This window comes from Amycolatopsis sp. lyj-346 (genome assembly GCF_046548975.1).
Classification (GTDB): Bacteria; Actinomycetota; Actinomycetes; order Mycobacteriales; family Pseudonocardiaceae; genus Amycolatopsis.
In genome coordinates this window covers 137,019-153,065 of record NZ_JAJPWT010000011.1, presented here as the reverse complement: position 1 = coordinate 153,065, position 16,047 = coordinate 137,019, and the positions used below count along the sequence as shown (strand labels likewise).

Genomic DNA, 16,047 nt, shown 5'->3' with positions numbered 1-16,047 from the left:
ACGTGCACCGCACCCTGATGAACGCCAAGATCCACCGCGCCACCGTCACCCAGGCCGACCTGCACTACGTCGGTTCTCTGACCATCGACGCGGAGCTGATGGCCGCCGCGGACATCGTCGAGGGGGAGAAGGTCCAGGTCGTCGACATCACCAACGGCGCCAGGCTGGAGACCTACGCCATCACCGGCGAGCCGGGGTCCGGCGTGATCGGCGTCAACGGCGCGGCCGCGCACCTGGTGCACCCCGGCGACCTCGTCATCATCATCACTTACGCGCAGGTGGAGGAGGCCGAGCGCGCGGCGCACCGGCCGCGGGTGGTGCACGTGGACGCCGACAACCGGCAGGTCCACCTCGGCCACGACCCGGCCGAGCCGGTGCCCGGCGCCGAGGCCCAGCTGTCGGGCCGTGGGCGTTGACACAGTTGCTTTTGAGAGGCTGCCCTAAATAAGGTGTGCCTATCCTAAAGGTTGGCGAGAGGTTCTCATGTCCGTGTTCCAAGGCGCTGCCGGGCTCAGCCGGCGTGGATTCCTGATCGGGGCGGGTGGCGTCGTCGCCACCGCGGCCCTCACCGCGTGCGGCAGCAGCGGTGACGACAAGCAGGCCGGTGCCGCCACCGGCCCCTGGGAGTTCACCGACGACCGCGGCCAGAAGGCGACCCGCGACCAGCGTCCGGCGCGCGTGGTGGCCTACGCCAGCTCGGCCGCCGCGCTCTGGGACTACGGTGTCCGCCCGATCGGCGTGTTCGGCCCGCAGAAGACGGCCGACGGCGGCAAGGAGGTCCAGGCCGGCAACATCGACCTGAACGCCGTCACGTCGATCGGCAACGCCTGGGACGACTTCAGCATGGAGAAGTTCGCCGCGCTCAAGCCCGACCTGGTCGTCACCGGCCTGACCGGCACCAAGCCGACGGACCTGTGGGTGCTCACCGACGACCTCGGCCCCAAGGTGCAGCAGGTCGCGCCGATCGTCGCGCTCTCGGAGTACAAGGTCACGCTGCCGAAGGTGATCGAGCGCTACTCGCAGCTGGCCGTCGCGCTGGGCGGCGACGCGAACTCGGAGACGATGAAGAAGGCCAAGGCGGACTTCGACAAGGCCTCCGAGGACCTGCGTGCGGCGGCCAAGGAGAAGGCCGGGCTGAAGGTGCTCGTGCTGTACGGCGACAAGGACGGCCTGTACATCGCGAAGCCGGACTTCTTCGCCGACCTCGCCTACTACCGCGAGCTCGGCCTGGACATCGTCTCGGGCGGCGGCAGCGAGGACTACTGGGAGCAGCTGTCCTGGGAGCAGGCCGGCAAGTACCCGGCGGACCTGATCCTGACCGACTCGCGCTCGTACGCGCTGCCGCGCGCCCAGATGACGCAGTTCCCGACGTGGAACCAGCTGCCCGCGGTCAAGGCGAACCAGCTGGGCGACTGGTCGGCCGAACCGCGCTTCAACCACCTGCTCGCCACGCCGGTCATCCAGAAGCTGACCGCGCTGGTGAAGGGTGCCCGCACGGACATCACCGCCTGAGGAGGCCTGCCGTGACCAACCCGTTCGAAGACCCCGCCGGGACGTACCTGGTGCTGGTCAACGCCGAGAACCAGCACAGCCTGTGGCCGGAGTTCGCGGAGGTGCCCGCCGGCTGGACGGTCGCCTTCGGCCCGTCGGGCCGCCAGGAGTGCCTCGACTTCGTGGAAGCGAACTGGACGGACATGCGCCCCAAGTCCCTGGCCGACGCCATGGACGCCTGACCTCCCTCCCGCACGACACGCCGGGAGCCACCGCTCCCGGCGTGTCGTCTCCCAATCACGCGCTCCGACCCTCCAGTCACGCGCCCCGACCCTCCAATCACGCGAGTCGACCTCTGGGTACGCGCCCCGACCGTCCGGGTACGCGCCCCGACCCTCTGGGTGCGCGAAATACCCTCTGCGCCCCCGTGCTGCCCGCGGAAATTGCGTTGGCCGCGGCGGCGCCCCTCGCTACCCTTCTCCGGAACTCGCCCGCCGCGTCGAACGAAGGGAGCCGGCCGTGCGCTTTCGCGTTGCCGTTGCTCCCCGCTCGTGGTCCGAGGTGATCCTCGTGTCTTCGCGTCCCCGGTGCCTGCCGCGCGGCCGGCACCGGACTCCGTGACGCGTTCCTGAACACCCGTCGCGGGGAATCGCGCCGTCCCGATCACTTCGTCCACAAAGGACCGTGTCGTGCGCTGCCAACCCCTGACCACCGTCCGCAACCTGGGCATCCTCGCCCACGTCGACGCGGGCAAAACCACCGTCACCGAACGGATCCTGCACCGCACCGGTGCCACCCACAAGACCGGCGAGGTCCACGACGGCACCACCGTCACCGACTTCGACCCGCAGGAACGCGACCGCGGCATCACCATCTTCGCCGCCGCCGTCAGCTGCACTTGGGACGGCCACCGGCTCACCCTGATCGACACGCCGGGTCACGTCGACTTCACCGCCGAGGTCGAGCGGTCGCTGCGGGTGCTCGACGGCGCCGTCGCCGTGTTCGACGCCGTGGCCGGGGTCGAACCGCAGAGCGAAACCGTGTGGCGGCAGGCCGACCGGCACGGCGTGCCGCGGATCGCGTTCGTCAACAAGCTCGACCGCGCGGGCGCCGACCTCGACGCCGCCGTCGCCTCGATCCGGGCGCGGCTGCACCCGGCGCCGCTGGTCGTGCAGCTGCCGATCGGGCGGGAGGACGGCTTCACCGGCGTCGTCGACCTGCTGCGTCCGCGGGACGTGCCGGACGGCCTCGTCGCCGAGGTCCGGCGCCGGCGCCGGGTGCTGGAGGAAGCCGTCGCCGAGCTGCACCCGGTGGCCCTCGACGAGTTCTGCGCCACCGGCACGGTTTCGGCCGAGACGCTGGAGAACGCGCTGCGGGAGCTGACCCTCAGCGGCGAAGGGCTCGTCGTGCTGTGCGGGGCGGCCTACCGCGACCGCGGGATCGAGCCGCTGCTCGACGCCGTCGTCGCGTACCTGCCGTCACCGGCCGACGTCCCGCCGGTGCGAGCCGACCGGCCCGCCGACCCGGCGGCGCCGCTGGCCGCACTGGTGTTCAAGGTCGTCTCGACGGCCACGGGACGGCTGACGTACCTGCGGGTGTACTCGGGAACGCTGCGGAAGGGAGACCAGGTCCGGGACGCGGGACGCACCGAGCGCATCGCCCGCGTGCTGCGCGTGCAGGCCGACCGTCATTCCGAAGTGGACAGTGCGGTCGCCGGTGACATCGTCGCGGTGGCCGGGCCGAAGGCGGCGCGCGTCGGCGCCACCCTCTGCGCGCCCGGCGACCCGGTGCTGCTGGAACCGCCGGTGACGGCGGACCCGGTGGTGTCGGTGGCCGTCGAACCGCGGCGGGCCGGTGACGGCGAGCGGCTGACGTCGGCACTGGCCAGGCTGGCCGAGGAGGATCCGTCGCTGGTCGTGCGGGTCGACCCGGAGACCGGGCAGACGGTGCTGTCCGGGCTGGGCGAGCTGCACCTGGAAGTGGCGGTGGAGAAGCTGCGGCGGGACCGCGGCCTCGAGGTCGCGGTGGGCCGCCCGTCGGTGGCGCACCGCGAAACGGTGGTCGGCGGCGTGTCCGGGCTGGTCTACCGGCACGTCAAGCAGGACGGCGGGGCGGGCCAGTTCGCCCACGTGGTCCTGGACGTCGCACCGGCGCCCGAGGGCTTCGAGTTCGCCTCGGCGGTCGTCGGCGGCCGGGTGCCGCGGGAGTACGTCCGCGCGGTCGAGGCGGGCTGCCGGGACGCGCTGGCCGAGGGACCGCTGGGCGGGCACCCGGTGACGGGCCTGCGCGTGACGCTGACCGACGGGGCGACGCACCCGAAGGACTCGTCGGACCTGGCGTTCCGCACGGCGGGCCGTCTCGGGCTGCGGGAAGCCCTGCGGCGGTCGGTCCTGCGCCTGCTCGAACCGGTGGCCGAGGTCGTGGTGACGGTCCCGCCCGACGCGGTCGGCGGCGTGCTCGGCGACCTCGCCGCCCGGCGCGGCCGCGTGGCCGGTTCGGCGGTGCGGACGGGGACGGCGGTGGTGACGGCGACGGTGCCGGTGGCGGAGCTGTTCGGCTACGCGAACCGGCTGCGGAGCCGTACGCAGGGCCGGGGCACGTTCACCGCCCGGCCGGCGGGGTTCGCGCCGGTGCCGTGACGGACGAGGGTGGCGAGCCGGGAAACCCCGGCTCGCCACCTTCGAGGTCGCCTGGAGTGTCGACCCCCCGATCACGCGTGTCGGCTCCTTGATCACGCGTGTCGACCGTCCCATCACGGTGGCGGCCGCGAGCGCACTCAACCGCGCGGGAGCGAGTCCACTCCGGCGAGCAGCCGGTCCACGTCGTCCTCCGTCGTGTACGGCGCTATCCCCGCGCGGACCGCCCCCTGGTCGCCCAGCCCCAGCCGCCGCGAACACTCGATCGCGTAGAAACTCCCCGCCGGGGCGTTCACCCCCTGCGCCCCGAGGTGCTCGTACACCGCCCGCGGGGAAATCCCCGCCACGGAGAACAGCACCGTCGGCGTCCGGTGCCGCCCCGGCGCGCCGTACCGCGTCACGCCCGGAAGTGCGCCCAGGCCCGCGTCGAGCCGGGCCAGCAGCGCGTTCTCGTGCGCCTCCAGCTCCGCCATGGACCGCAGCAACCGCGTCCGGCGCGAACCCGTCCCCGGCACCAGCCCGGCGAGGAAGCCGATCGCCGCGGTCGTGCCCGCCAGCAGCTCGTACGGCAGCGTGCCCAGCTCGAACCGCTCCGGGACCGCGTCGGTCGACGGCAGCAGCTTGTCCGGGTGCAGCGTCTCGAGCAACGCCGGCGCCGCCGCGACCACCCCGAGGTGGGGCCCGAGGAACTTGTACGGCGAGCACGCGTAGAAATCGGCCCCGAGCGCGGTGACGTCGACCGCCGCGTGCGGGGTCAGGTGGACGCCGTCGACGTACAGCAGCGCGCCCGCGTCGTGCACCTGCGCCGCGATCGCCGGGATGTCCGGGCGGGTGCCCAGCAGGTTCGACGCCGCCGTCACCGCGACCAGCCGCGTCCGCTCCGACAGCAGCCCCCCGATCGGCGCGAGTTCGCCCGTGCCGGGGTCGAACTCGGCCCAGCGCACGGTGGCGCCGGCTGCCGCCGCGGCCTGGACCCACGGGCGGATGTTGGCGTCGTGGTCGAGGCGGGTCACGACGACCTCGTCGCCGGGGCCCCACTTCTGGGCCAGCGTGCGGGAGAAGTCGTAGGTCAGCTGCGTCATGCTGCGGCCGAAGACGACGCCGGCCGGGTCGGCGGCGAGCAGGTCGGCGACGGCCTGGCGGGCTTCGGCGACGACCGCGCTCGCCCGGCGCTCGGCCGCCGTGACGACGCCGCGGTTGGCGATCGCCGCGCACAGCGTGCCGGCCACCGCTTCCCCGACGACGGCGGGGACCTGCGAGCCACCCGGTCCGTCGAAGTGGGCGGCGCCGCCGTCGAGGGCGGGGAAGTGCGCTCGGATCGTCTGAACGTCGTAGGTCACGGCGCCAGCATGCCCAACCCCGGCCACCCGCCTCAAGATCCCCGCGGCGGACGGCTCCCGGAGTCAGCGGTTGCGCGGGTGCTGCCGCGCCCGGCGTTCGTTGCCGTGCTTGTAGTTGCCGGTCACCCGCGCCATCAGCAGCTGCTGGTCGTCACCCCGCGCCACGGCGGCCAGGAACCGGGTGGCGGCGGCCCCGCGCAGCGTCCCGGCGGGGCGCCCGTGGTGGGTGATCGTCACGGTGCCGCGTTCGTCGCGGTAGGCGAAGCCCTCCGGTGTCCCCATGCGCCCAGGGTGGCACGGGCGGCAACCGGTTTTCCCCGGGGTGCTTCGGGGGTTTCCCGGATGGTGCCCGGGACGGGAGCCGACAGAATGCGTGGGGTGACCGGAGGGGGAGCAGGGGTGCGGGCGAGGCTGGGGAACAAATACGTGCTGCTCGGGGCGCAGCTGCTGGTGCTGGTGGCGGTCCTCGTGTCGTACAACGGCGGCCGGTGGTGGTTCCCGGCCTACCGCGTCGACCTCGACGTCTACCGGCTCGGCTCGACGGCGTTGCTGCACGGCCAGGCGCTGTACGGGACGCTGCCACCGACCGGGGACGGCCAGTTCCTGCTCTTCACCTACCCGCCGTTCGCGGCGATCCTGCTGGCCCCGCTGGCGGTGCTGCCGTACTGGGCCGCCTGCCTCGCGCTGACCCTGCTCACGCTCGGCGTGCTGGCGGTGGTCCTGGTGACGGTGCTGCGCGCGCTCGGCGCGCGGTGCGACTGGCGGCGGGTGGCGGCGTTGCTGCTGGCCGCCGAGGTGCTGGAGCCGGTGCTGCGCACCCTGTACGCCGGCCAGATCGACTTGCTGCTGCTGGTCCTGGTCGTGCTGGACGTCCTGGTGGACACCCCGCGGTGGCCGCGTGGCCTGCTGATCGGCCTCGCCGCCGCGGTCAAGCTGACCCCGGCGGTGTTCCTGCTGTACTTCCTGCTCCGCCGGGACGGGCGGGCCGCGGTGACCGCCGTCGTGACGTTCCTGGCCGCGACGGCACTGGGTTTCCTGGTCGCCGGCGCCGACTCGGTGCGGTACTGGACGGGTGCGCTGTGGGACACCGGCCGCGTCGGCGAGCCGACCTACGCCGGCAACCAGTCACTGCTCGGGCTGCTGGCCAGGGCCGGGGTGCCGGCGGAGGCGCGGACGGCGTGGTGGCTGCCGCTGGTGGCGGTGGTGGTCCTGCTGACGGCGTGGGGCGTGCGGCGCGCGCTGGCCGCGGGGGAGCCGGCCGTCGCGCTCGGCCTCAACGCGATCGGCGGGCTCCTGGTCTCGCCGATTTCCTGGACGCACCACTGGGTCTGGGCCGTGGTGGTCCTGCTCGGCTGGGCGGAACTGGCCCGCCGCACGCGACGGCGCGGGTTCGCGGTGCTGGCCGGGACGGGTGCGGTGCTCTTCGTCGCGGGGCCGCAGTGGTGGTGGCCGCGCGGTGGGGAGGTGGAACGGCACTGGAACTTCGTCCAGCAGCTCACCGGCAACGGCTATGTCCTTTTCGGACTCGCGGTGCTGCTCACGGCGGTGCTGGTGCGGTTCCCGCGGCGGGACGGCCTGCTCAGCGGCGCGGTGCCGGCCCGCGCCGGAGCCAGCCCGCTCCCAGGATGAGCATCGCCGTGCCGAGCGCCAGGTCGAAGCAAATCCCCGCGGTGTTCAACGGCAGCGCGTCGGTGATCGCCGACGGCAGCGGGAGCAGCCCGGCGAGCCCCACCAGGGCGTAGCAGGCACCGGCGACGACCAGGAACCGGGCCGCCCAGCGCGAAGAACGGGTGCAGAACACCGCGGCGGCGCCGGTCACCAGGTGCACCAGCGTCCACACCCCGGACACGGCGAGCACGCCGAACAGCACGCGCGGACCGCCGCCGTCCGGGACCCCGGCCATCAGCTCCAGCGCGGCGAGGACGAGGAACAGCAGCCCGATCAGCATGCCCATGCCCTGCACGGGGGCGGGGCCCCGCCGGGGCGCCCGGGTCTCGGGTTCGGTGGCCGTCATGCCTTCGGAGTTCCCCGTCCGAACCCTTTTAATGCACCGCATCAGGGGTATCCGGCCACGATTCGGACCGGTGACGGTTCGGACCGGTGATGAGGAGTGAAGCGATGACCGAGTACCGCCACAGCGTGACCGCCGACATCCCCGCGGACGAGCTGTTCGCGTTCTTGAGCCACCCGGAGAACCTGCCCCGGTACTTCCCGGAGATGAAGGTCGTCGAGCCGAGGGGCGGCGACAGCGTCCACGTCGAGGCCGAGGTGCACGGCGAGCGCGTCGCCGGCGAGGCCTGGCTGCAGACCGACCCGGCGACCCGGTCGCTGAAGTGGGGAGCGGAGGGGCCGGACGACTACCACGGCGAGCTGCGGATCCGCGACGACGGCCCGGCGTCTTCGGAGATCACCGTGACCCTGCACAGCGTCCGCGAAGCCGCCGGGGACGAGGTCCAGCAGGGCCTCGAGCGCACGGTCGCCGCGATGACGCACACCGCGTCCGCCGACGCCGACGTCGAGGCGGCCGAAGGTGAGGGCGGCTGGACCTCCTACGACGACAAGAGGTCGTGAACGAATTGGTTGTATAACGACCTATACGGCGGCTCTTTCGCGACGCCATATCGAAGCCAGAACCGCAACCGCGAAGAGCGCGCAGGCGACCGCCGCCGCGGTCTGCACCGAGAGTGTGCAGGCCGCTCGGGCGGCCGCGAGCAGTGCGGGGGCCGCCGCCAAGCCGTGGGCTGCGGCTTCGGCCTGTGCCGGTCCGGCGGCGGCCAGGCGCGCTGCCGCGGCCGGCACGCCGGGCGGCACCACGAGGTGGGTCGCGTAGACCGTGGCCGCCAGCGAGCCGAACGCCGTCGTGCCCAGGCCCGCACCCAGTTCGTAACCGGTCTTCTCGACCGCGGCGGCCCCACCCGCCCGGTCCGCCGGGGCCGCCGACAGGAGCGTGTCCGTGCTCGACGTCAGTGCGAGGGCCATGCCCAGGCCCGCGCCCGTGAGCGCGCCGCCCAGCCACCACGGCGACGTCAGCCCGCCCGCCGCCGGGATGCCGAGAGACACCGCCGCCAAGGCGAATCCCGCCGTGCGGACGTGGGTGTTGCCGAACCGTTCCAGCAGCGCCGGCGCCACCACGCTGCCCGCCGCGGACGCGCCGAGCACGAGCAGCAGCCGCGCCGCCGCGGCGGTCGGGGAAAGGCCGAGCACCACCTGCAGGTACTGGGCGAGCAGCAGGCCGAGCCCGACCAGCGTGCTCATCACCAGCAGCACCCCGGCGGCCGCGGCCGGCACGCCCGGCCGCCGGAACAGCGCGAGGTCCAGCAGGGGGGTTTCGGCCCGCCGCTGGCGACGCACGAACAGGGCGAGCAGGACGCACCCGGCCGCCCCCGCCGCGAAGCCGCCCCCCGACGGCCCGACGGCGGCGGCGATCCCGAGCACGCCGCCGGCCGCGAGGATGGCGCTGAGCGCGTCCCACGGCTCGCGCCCCGGCGGGCTCCGCGGCAGCCACCGCAGCGCCGCCACCACCGCGGCCAGTATCACCGGCGGGTTGACCAGGAACGTCGCCCGCCAGCCCCACAGCTGGACGAGCAGCCCGCCGAGGACCGGCCCGAACACCGAGCCGGTTCCGGCGATGCCGCTGCACACCGCGATCGCCGTGCGGCGCTGCCGCCGGTCCGGGAACAGCGCCCGCAGCAGCGACATCGTCACCGGCATGATCAACGCGCCGCCGACGCCGAGTGCCGCGCGGGCGGCGAGGAGGGCCGGGACGCCGGGGGCGAGGGCGCAGCCGAGCGACGCGATCCCGAACACGGCGTAGCCGGTGACGAGCACGCGCCGCCGTCCGAAGCGGTCGGCGAGCGTGCCGCACGGCAGGAGCAGCGGTGCCGCGGTGAGCGGGTAGATCGCCACGATCCACACCTGGGCGGCCGCGCCGGGCCGCAGCTGCCGGACGAGGTCGGGCAGGGCCACGTGCAGCACGGTCGCGTCCACCGCGACCAGGAAGAGCCCGGCGCCGAGCACGGCCAGCAGCGGCCACGCCCGGACGCCGGCCCGTGTCACGGCCACAGCAGGTCGGCCAAGTGGTGCGCGACGACGTCGACGTGCGGCGGATCGATCACCGACAGGTGGTGCGCGGCCACCGGGACGACTTCGAGCCGGGGGCACAGCCCGGCCCAGCCGGCGGCGAGGTCCGTGCGGGAGTAGCGCGGTTCCATCGCGAGCCCGGCGGCGTACGGCTCGGTCGCCCGGTACAGCACCACGCGGCCGTCGTAGGGGCGCGGTGTCCCGCGTTCCGCGGCGAGAGTGTCCGAAAAGGACTGACGCTGGTGCCGCAGCACGCCGGGGCTCAGCAACCCGGCTTCGGCGACCCGCCGCATGGTGAGCTCGATCTGCTCTTCTTCGGGCAGGGCCGCGAGTTCGTCGTGGCCGAGCCGGACGGTCCGGCCGTAGGTGCCTTCGACGTAGCCGGTGAAGCGCAGGAACCGCCGGGCCGACGACGCGCGCGGGTCGAGGTCCGGTTCGGGCAGCGGCAGCATCGTGTCGATGAGCGCCACGAGCTCGACCGGCTCGCCTTCGTCCGCGAGCCGCGTGGCGACGCCGTAGGCGAGGGCGCCGCCGAAGGACCACCCGGCGAGGCGGTAGGGCCCGTGGGGCAGGCGGGCCCGGACCAGCGGCAGCAGCCGTTCGACGCGTTCCTCGATGCCGGCGCCGGGCACGCGTTCGAAGCCGACGCAGGGGACGCCGGCGGGGAGCCGGTCCAGGAGCGGGCGGTAGACGGTGCACGTGCTGCCACCGGGGTGGAACAGCAGCAGGGGAGCGGTGCCGGCGTCGCCCGGCTTGAGGACGTGGACCGGCCCGCGTTCTTCGCGCGTGTCGAGGAGAGCCCGCGCGATGTCGGCGACGGCGGCGAGGGAGTCGTGCCGGAGCAGGTCCGCCGGGTCGACGGGGGTGTCGAGTTCGGCGGTGAGGCCGTCGGCGAGCAGCCGGGCCAGGTGCCCGGGGTGGCCGGTGCCGGTGAGGCGGACGTGCGGGCCGGCGGCGTCGGTGCCGGTGTGCTGCCGCCAGAGCCGGAGGACGAGGCGGTCGGCGGCGTCCCAGGCCCGGCCGCGGGCCGGGGGTTCGTCGCCTCGGGGGACGAGGTCCCGGGTGAGGTCGGCGAGGGTGGCGCCGCGGAGGACCGCGGCGGCGTCGGGCTCGGCGCCGAGCTCCCGCCGGACGGCTTCCCGGATCCGGTTCGCCATGAGCGAGTCGAGCCCGAGTTCGACGAGGGGGACGTCGGGGTCGAGGCGGTCCGGGGCAAGACCCATGACGGCGGCGACGATGCCGGTGAGCCGGTCGCCGGAGGTGGGCGGTGTGGCGGGTGTCGCCGGTCCGGTGGTCATCGTGGCCGCGGGGTGGGAGGTCTGGCCTGGGGTTGCGGCGGGTTCGGCCGCCCCGCCCGGCGTTGCGGTGGGTAGGGAGGCGTTGCTTGGCGTTGCCGGGGGTTGGATGGCTTGGCCTGGGGTTGCGGCGGGTTCGGGGGTGCCGCTTGGCGTTGCGGTGGGTAGGGAGGCGTCGCCTGGGGTTGCCGGGGGTTGGATGGCTTGGCCTGGAGTTGCGGCGGGTCCGGGGGTGCCGTCGGGCGTTGCGGCCGGCCGGGTTGCCTCGGCGGGAGGTGTGGCGAGCTCGGCTGCCGCCTCGGGTGCGCCGCCGTCGGCGTGGGCGGTCGCCGCCCCGGCGGGGGCCGGGTGGCGAATCCCGGCCGTGTCCGTGTACCAGTGCCGCTCGTGGCGCCAGGGCATCGGCGGTACGTCCGTCAGCCGGGCGCTGTCGTCCGGGGTGGTCAGGGTGATGCGGGTGCCCGCGCAGTACAGCGCCGCCGCCGCGGCGGCGAACGCCCGGACCTCGTCCCGGCCTCGGCGCAGGGTGCCGGTCACCACCGCGTCCGTGATGCCGGCGGCTGCCAGCGTCCGGGCCAGCGAGCCGCCCAGGATCGGGTGCGGGGAGACCTCGACGAACACGCGGTGCCCGTCCGCGGCCGCCGCGGTGACCGCCTGCCGGAACCGGACCGGGCGGCGCAGGTGCGCGGCCCAGTAGCCGGCGTCGAAGTCCGGGAGCTCGCGTGGGTCGGTCAGCACCGTGTCGTACCAGGGCACCAGCGGCCGCCGCCCGCCGAGCTCGGCCAGTGCGTCACGCAGGGCGCCGAGGACCGGCTCGACCCCGGCCGAATGCCCGGCGACCCCGACGGGCAGCCGCCGCGCGGCCCGGCCGGCGGCCTCCAGTTCGGCGACGAGCCGATCGAGCACGAGAGCGTCCCCGGCGACGGTCACCTGTCCCGGCGCGGAGTCCACGGCGAGCTCGACGCCGGGGTGCCCGGCGAGCTCGCCGGGCGCCAGTTCCACCGCGGCCATGGCACCGCCGGACCCGACGGTGTCCAGCAGGCGGGCGCGGGTGGCGACCAGGTGGACGGCCTCGTCGGCGGTCAGCACCCCGGCCACCACGGCGGCGGCCGCGGACCCGAGCGAGTGCCCGATGACGGCGGCGGGCCGGACCCCGAGCGCCTCCCACCGCGCGGCCAGCGCGACCTGCGTCCCGAAGATCGCCGGCTGCGTTTCCGCCAGCGACCGGGGACCGGCACCGGCGAGGAGCGAGCGCAGCGACCGCCCGGTGTGCTCGGTGAAGGGATCGCCGAGCTTGTCGACCTGAGCGGCGAAGGCCGGTTCGGTGGCCAGGAGCTGCCGGCCCATCCCGGTCCACTGCGACCCGTGGCCGGAGAAGACGAAGACGGGCCCTTCCCCGGCGACGGCAGCACCGGTGAAAGCACCGGCGGGCAACGGATCGGCGCCGTCCCCGACGGCCCGCAGCAGTGCCGCGAGTTCCCGGTGATCGGCGGCGACGAGGGCAGCGCGGTGCCGGCCGGAGTTGTCGCGGCGGAAGAGGGTGTGGGTGACGTCGGCGAGCGAGCTCCGGCGCCCGGCGGGCGAGTCGAGCCACGCGGCCAGCTGGGTGGCTCGTTCGGTGAGGCGATCGCGGGTCCGGGCGGAGAGCAGGCCGATCCGGACGCCGCCGACGCAGGGCGGTTGGCCGGTGGTGCGGTCGGCGCGCCGCCGGTCGCGCTCTGCCGGGGTCGTGGCGGGGGCGTTGCCGAGCGGCTGCCGGTCGTGGTGTGTGGGGCTTGTGGTGGGGGCGTTGCCGAGCGGCTGCCGGTCGTGGTGTGTGGGGCTTGTGGTGGGGGCGTTGCCGAGCGGCTGCCGGTCGTGGTGTGCAGGGCTTGCCGCGGGCGCGCCGCCTAGCGGCCGCCGGCCGTGGTTTGCAGGGCTTGCCGCAGGCGCGCCGCCGAGCGGCCGTCCGCCTTCGCGAGCCGCGGCGGGGGTCGCTGGTTCCTCCAGTACCACGTGCGCGTTCGTGCCGCCGAAGCCGAACGCCGATACCCCCGCCGTCGCGCGGCCGGTGTGGCGGGGCCAGGGTGTCGGCTCCGTCACCACCTGCAAGCCCAGTGCGCCGAACGCGATGTGCGGGTTCGGGGCCGTGAAGTGCAGCTGCGGCGGCAGTGTTCCGTGCTGCAGGGCCAGGACCACCTTGATCAGCCCGGCGATCCCCGCCGCCGCTTCGGCGTGGGCGATGTTCGTCTTCACCGAGCCGATCAGCAGGGGTGCGTCCGCCGCCCGGCCCGCGCCGAGCACCGCGCCCAGGGCGCCCGCCTCGATCGGGTCGCCGAGCAGCGTCCCCGTCCCGTGCGCCTCCACGTAATCCACAGTGGACGGATCGACGTCCCGGTACGCCTCCCGCAGCATCGCCTGCTGGGCCGGCGGGTTCGGCGCGGCCAGGCCGTTCGACCGTCCGTCGGAGTTGACCACCGAGGCCCGGATCACCGCGAGCACCCGGTCGCCGTCGCATTCGGCGTCGGCCAGGCGCTTGAGCACCACGACGCCGCAGCCCTCGGCCCGCGCGATGCCGTCCGCGGCCGCCGAGAACGTCTTGCAGCGGCCGTCCCCGGCGAGCAGGCCCGCCGCCGCGAACGCCGCCGTCGGGCCCGGCAGCAGCATGAGGTTGACCCCCGCCGCCAGCGCCAGGTCCGCTTCGCCGTCGCGCAGCGCGCGCACCGCGTGGTGCACCGCGACCAGCGAAGACGAGCACGCCGTGTCCACCGCCATGCTCGGCCCGCGCAGGTCGTAGACGTACGACAGCCGGTTGGCCGCGATGCTGCCCGCCGCGCCGGTGGCCGTCCACAGGTCCGGCTCGCCGCCGGTCATCGTGAGGTGGCCGTAGTCGTGGGTCGCGATCCCGGTGAACACGCCGGTCCGGCTGCCGCGCAGGGACGACGGCGCGATGCCGGCGTGCTCCAGCGCCGCCCAGGTGACCTCCAGGAGCATCCGCTGCTGCGGGTCCATCGTCGCCGCTTCGCGCGGCGTGATGCCGAAGTGCTCGGCGTCGAACCCGGCGACGTCGTCGAGGAACCCGCCGAGCACCGGGGCGGCCTCGGCGCTCCAACGACCCGGGGGCGCGGTGCGGACGGCGTCGCGTCCATCGCACAGCAGGTCCCAGAACTCGCCGGGCCCGTCCGCGCCGGGAAACCGGCAGCCGAGGCCGACGACGGCGACCGGGTCGGTCCGCCGGCGGTCCGTGCCCGGCCGGACCGCCGGCTCGTCCCCGCCGGTGAGGCTCCGGACGAGGTGGTCGATGGTCGGGCTTTCCCACAGCAGCGTCGGCGGCAGCCGTCGGCCGAGCCGTTCCTCGAGGTCGGCGGCAATGCCGACGGCCTGACGGGAGGACAGGCCGTAGTCGCCGAGCGGGTGGTCGGGCTCCGCGGTGATGCCGGTGTGCTCGGCGACGGTGTCCAGGAGCCAGCGGCGGAGGGCTTCGGTGGTGGGCTCGCTCATCGCGCCAATGCCTTCCGGTAGTCGCCGGCGAGGTAGCGGTCGCGGCAGGCGCCGCGGGCGATCTTGCCGCTCGACGTGCGCGGGACCCGCCCGGGCGGCACGAGCAGCACGTCCCGCAGTGCGAGCCCGTGCGCGTCGGAGACCAGCCGCCGGATCGCGGCAGCGAGCGCACGCTCGACGGGTTCGGCCAGGTCCGCGTGGCCGCGGTGTTCGGCGACCACGACGACGGCCTCGGTGTCGGTGCCCGCGACGGCGAAGGCGGCGACGCTGCCGGGGCGGATCGCGGCGTCGGCCCCCGCCGCGGTCGCTTCGACGTCCTGCGGGTAGTGGTTGCGGCCGTCGACGATGATCAGATCCTTGATCCGGCCCGCGATGTGGAGCCTGCCGTCGTGGCGGAACCCGAGGTCGCCGGTCCGCAGCCACGGCCCCTCGGGCAGGCCGCCGGCCAGGCGGGCACCGAACGTTTCGGTGCTCTCCAGGGGTTTCCGCCAGTAGCCGTCGCCGACGTTCGGGCCGTGCACCCAGATTTCGCCGACCGAGCCGTCGGGCAGCACGACGGCGGTTTCCGGGTCGACGACGGCGACGAGCTGCCCGGCCGGGGTGCCGCACGCGACGAGCCGGACGCCGTCCCCGGCCGGCCGCGCGGTGCCCGTCGCGAGGGCGTCGCGGTCGAAGGTGGTGACGCGCGGGGTCGCGGCGGGGCCGGTGCTGACGAAGACGGTGGCCTCGGCCAGCCCGTACGCCGGGCGGGTCATTTCCGGCCGGTACCCGGATGCGGCGAAGGCGGCGTGGAACCGGTCGAGGACGTCCGGGTTGATCGGCTCCGCGCCGTTGACGATCGCGGCGACGCGGCCGAGCCGCAGCCGCGCGCGGTCGGCCTCCCGGATCCGGCTCGCGCAGTAGTGGAAGGCGAAGTTCGGGGCCGCGCTCCAGCTGCCGGCGTGGTCGCCGAGCAGTTCCAGCCAGCGGACCGGCCGTTCGACGAAGGCGAGCGGGTCCATCAGCACCGACCGCAGGCCCAGCGCCAGCGGTGTGATCAGGCCGAGGACGAGCCCCATGTCGTGGAACAGCGGCAGCCAGGACACCGTGGTGGCCGCGGCGGGGTCGAGGCCGAGGCCGCGCACGGCCTGCGCGACGTTGGCGAGCACGTTCGCGTGGGTCAGCACCACGCCGGCCGGGTTGCGGGTCGAGCCCGAGGTGTACTGCAGGTACGCGACGTCGTCCGGGGCCGCGGTGGGGGCGGGCCACGACCGTGCCGGTTCCGGGCGGTCCACCGCGACGACGGCGACGTCGTCGGCGTCGTCGGCGTCGTGACCGAGGAATGCTTCGACGCTCGGCCGGGCGGCCGCCGTGGTGACGACGGCCGACGGCGCGCAGTCGGCGAGGACCGCGGCGAGCCGCCCGGCGTGGCCGGGCAGGCCCGGGTCGAACAGCGGCACCGCGATCGCGCCCGCGGCGATCGCGGCGAGGAACCCGGCGACGTAGTCCGGGCCCTGCGGGCAGAGCACGGCGACCCGGTCGCCCGGCGACACCGGCAGCGCGCCCGCGGCGGCGTCGACGCGCTCGGCCAGCTGCCGCCAAGTGAGCGTGCGCCGCCGTCCGGCGGGATCGGTGGCGAAGTCGGCGAAGGTCAGTGCCGGGGCGTCGGGGGTGGCCGTCGCCCAGTGGCGCAGGCACGCGGTCAGGGTGTCGCCGCCCACCGCCGGGAAGTTCTCCTGGGACATG

Annotated in this window: 12 protein-coding genes; 6 read left to right on the top strand and 6 right to left on the bottom strand. The window is 74.9% G+C overall.

The features are described 5' to 3' along the window. Nucleotides 1-2: 2 nt before the first annotated feature. The 4 genes from panD (at nucleotide 3) to fusA (ending at nucleotide 4,130) form a co-directional block, all read left to right on the top strand. Complete coding sequence (panD, locus tag ACLJQE_RS29120; RefSeq protein ID WP_410642631.1) at nucleotides 3-416, top strand: aspartate 1-decarboxylase; 414 nt, start codon at nucleotides 3-5, stop codon at nucleotides 414-416. 67 nt (nucleotides 417-483) lie between these two features. Next, complete coding sequence (locus ACLJQE_RS29115; RefSeq protein ID WP_410642629.1) at nucleotides 484-1,512, top strand: ABC transporter substrate-binding protein; 1,029 nt, start codon at nucleotides 484-486, stop codon at nucleotides 1,510-1,512. An 11-nt stretch (nucleotides 1,513-1,523) separates the two neighbouring features. Then, nucleotides 1,524-1,733: an MbtH family protein gene (locus tag ACLJQE_RS29110; RefSeq protein WP_410642627.1), complete on the top strand. Its 210-nt coding sequence runs from the start codon at nucleotides 1,524-1,526 to the stop codon at nucleotides 1,731-1,733. Nucleotides 1,734-2,180: 447 nt separating this feature from the next. Continuing rightward, the gene (fusA, locus tag ACLJQE_RS29105) at nucleotides 2,181-4,130 is read left to right on the top strand and encodes an elongation factor G (protein ID WP_410642625.1); all 1,950 of its coding nucleotides are present in this window, start codon (nucleotides 2,181-2,183) and stop codon (nucleotides 4,128-4,130) included. A 137-nt stretch (nucleotides 4,131-4,267) separates the two neighbouring features. Here fusA and ACLJQE_RS29100 read toward each other — a convergent pair whose 3' ends face one another. Then, on the bottom strand, nucleotides 4,268-5,467 hold the full coding sequence (locus ACLJQE_RS29100) for a cysteine desulfurase-like protein (RefSeq protein WP_410642624.1): 1,200 nt from the start codon (nucleotides 5,465-5,467) through the stop codon (nucleotides 4,268-4,270). 63 nt (nucleotides 5,468-5,530) lie between these two features. Continuing rightward, entirely contained in the window at nucleotides 5,531-5,749 is a 219-nt protein-coding gene (locus ACLJQE_RS29095) for a hypothetical protein (protein ID WP_410642623.1), read from the bottom strand. A 117-nt stretch (nucleotides 5,750-5,866) separates the two neighbouring features. Here ACLJQE_RS29095 and ACLJQE_RS29090 point away from each other — a divergent pair, with 117 nt between their 5' ends. Then, the gene (locus ACLJQE_RS29090; protein WP_410642622.1) at nucleotides 5,867-7,096 is read left to right on the top strand and encodes a glycosyltransferase 87 family protein; all 1,230 of its coding nucleotides are present in this window, start codon (nucleotides 5,867-5,869) and stop codon (nucleotides 7,094-7,096) included. Here the strand turns inward: ACLJQE_RS29090 and ACLJQE_RS29085 are convergent. Further along, the gene (locus ACLJQE_RS29085) at nucleotides 7,047-7,481 is read right to left on the bottom strand and encodes a DUF4383 domain-containing protein (RefSeq protein WP_410642621.1); all 435 of its coding nucleotides are present in this window, start codon (nucleotides 7,479-7,481) and stop codon (nucleotides 7,047-7,049) included. The genes ACLJQE_RS29090 and ACLJQE_RS29085 overlap by 50 nt on opposite strands. 104 nt (nucleotides 7,482-7,585) lie before the next feature. Between ACLJQE_RS29085 and ACLJQE_RS29080 the strand changes: the two genes are divergently transcribed. Beyond that, entirely contained in the window at nucleotides 7,586-8,038 is a 453-nt protein-coding gene (locus ACLJQE_RS29080) for an SRPBCC family protein (protein WP_410642620.1), read from the top strand. A gap of 21 nt (nucleotides 8,039-8,059) precedes the next feature. On the opposite strand, the gene ACLJQE_RS29075 is transcribed toward ACLJQE_RS29080, so the two are convergent. The 3 genes from ACLJQE_RS29075 to ACLJQE_RS29065 are packed head-to-tail and all read right to left on the bottom strand — an operon-like array spanning nucleotide 8,060 to nucleotide 16,046. Then, nucleotides 8,060-9,529, bottom strand: a complete 1,470-nt coding sequence (locus tag ACLJQE_RS29075) for an MFS transporter (protein WP_410642619.1) — start codon at nucleotides 9,527-9,529, stop codon at nucleotides 8,060-8,062. Beyond that, nucleotides 9,520-14,322, bottom strand: a complete 4,803-nt coding sequence (locus tag ACLJQE_RS29070; protein ID WP_410642618.1) for a beta-ketoacyl synthase N-terminal-like domain-containing protein — start codon at nucleotides 14,320-14,322, stop codon at nucleotides 9,520-9,522. The genes ACLJQE_RS29075 and ACLJQE_RS29070 overlap by 10 nt, the downstream gene beginning before the upstream one ends. Beyond that, complete coding sequence (locus ACLJQE_RS29065; protein WP_410642617.1) at nucleotides 14,319-16,046, bottom strand: fatty acyl-AMP ligase; 1,728 nt, start codon at nucleotides 16,044-16,046, stop codon at nucleotides 14,319-14,321. The genes ACLJQE_RS29070 and ACLJQE_RS29065 overlap by 4 nt, the downstream gene beginning before the upstream one ends. Nucleotide 16,047 lies beyond the last annotated feature (1 nt).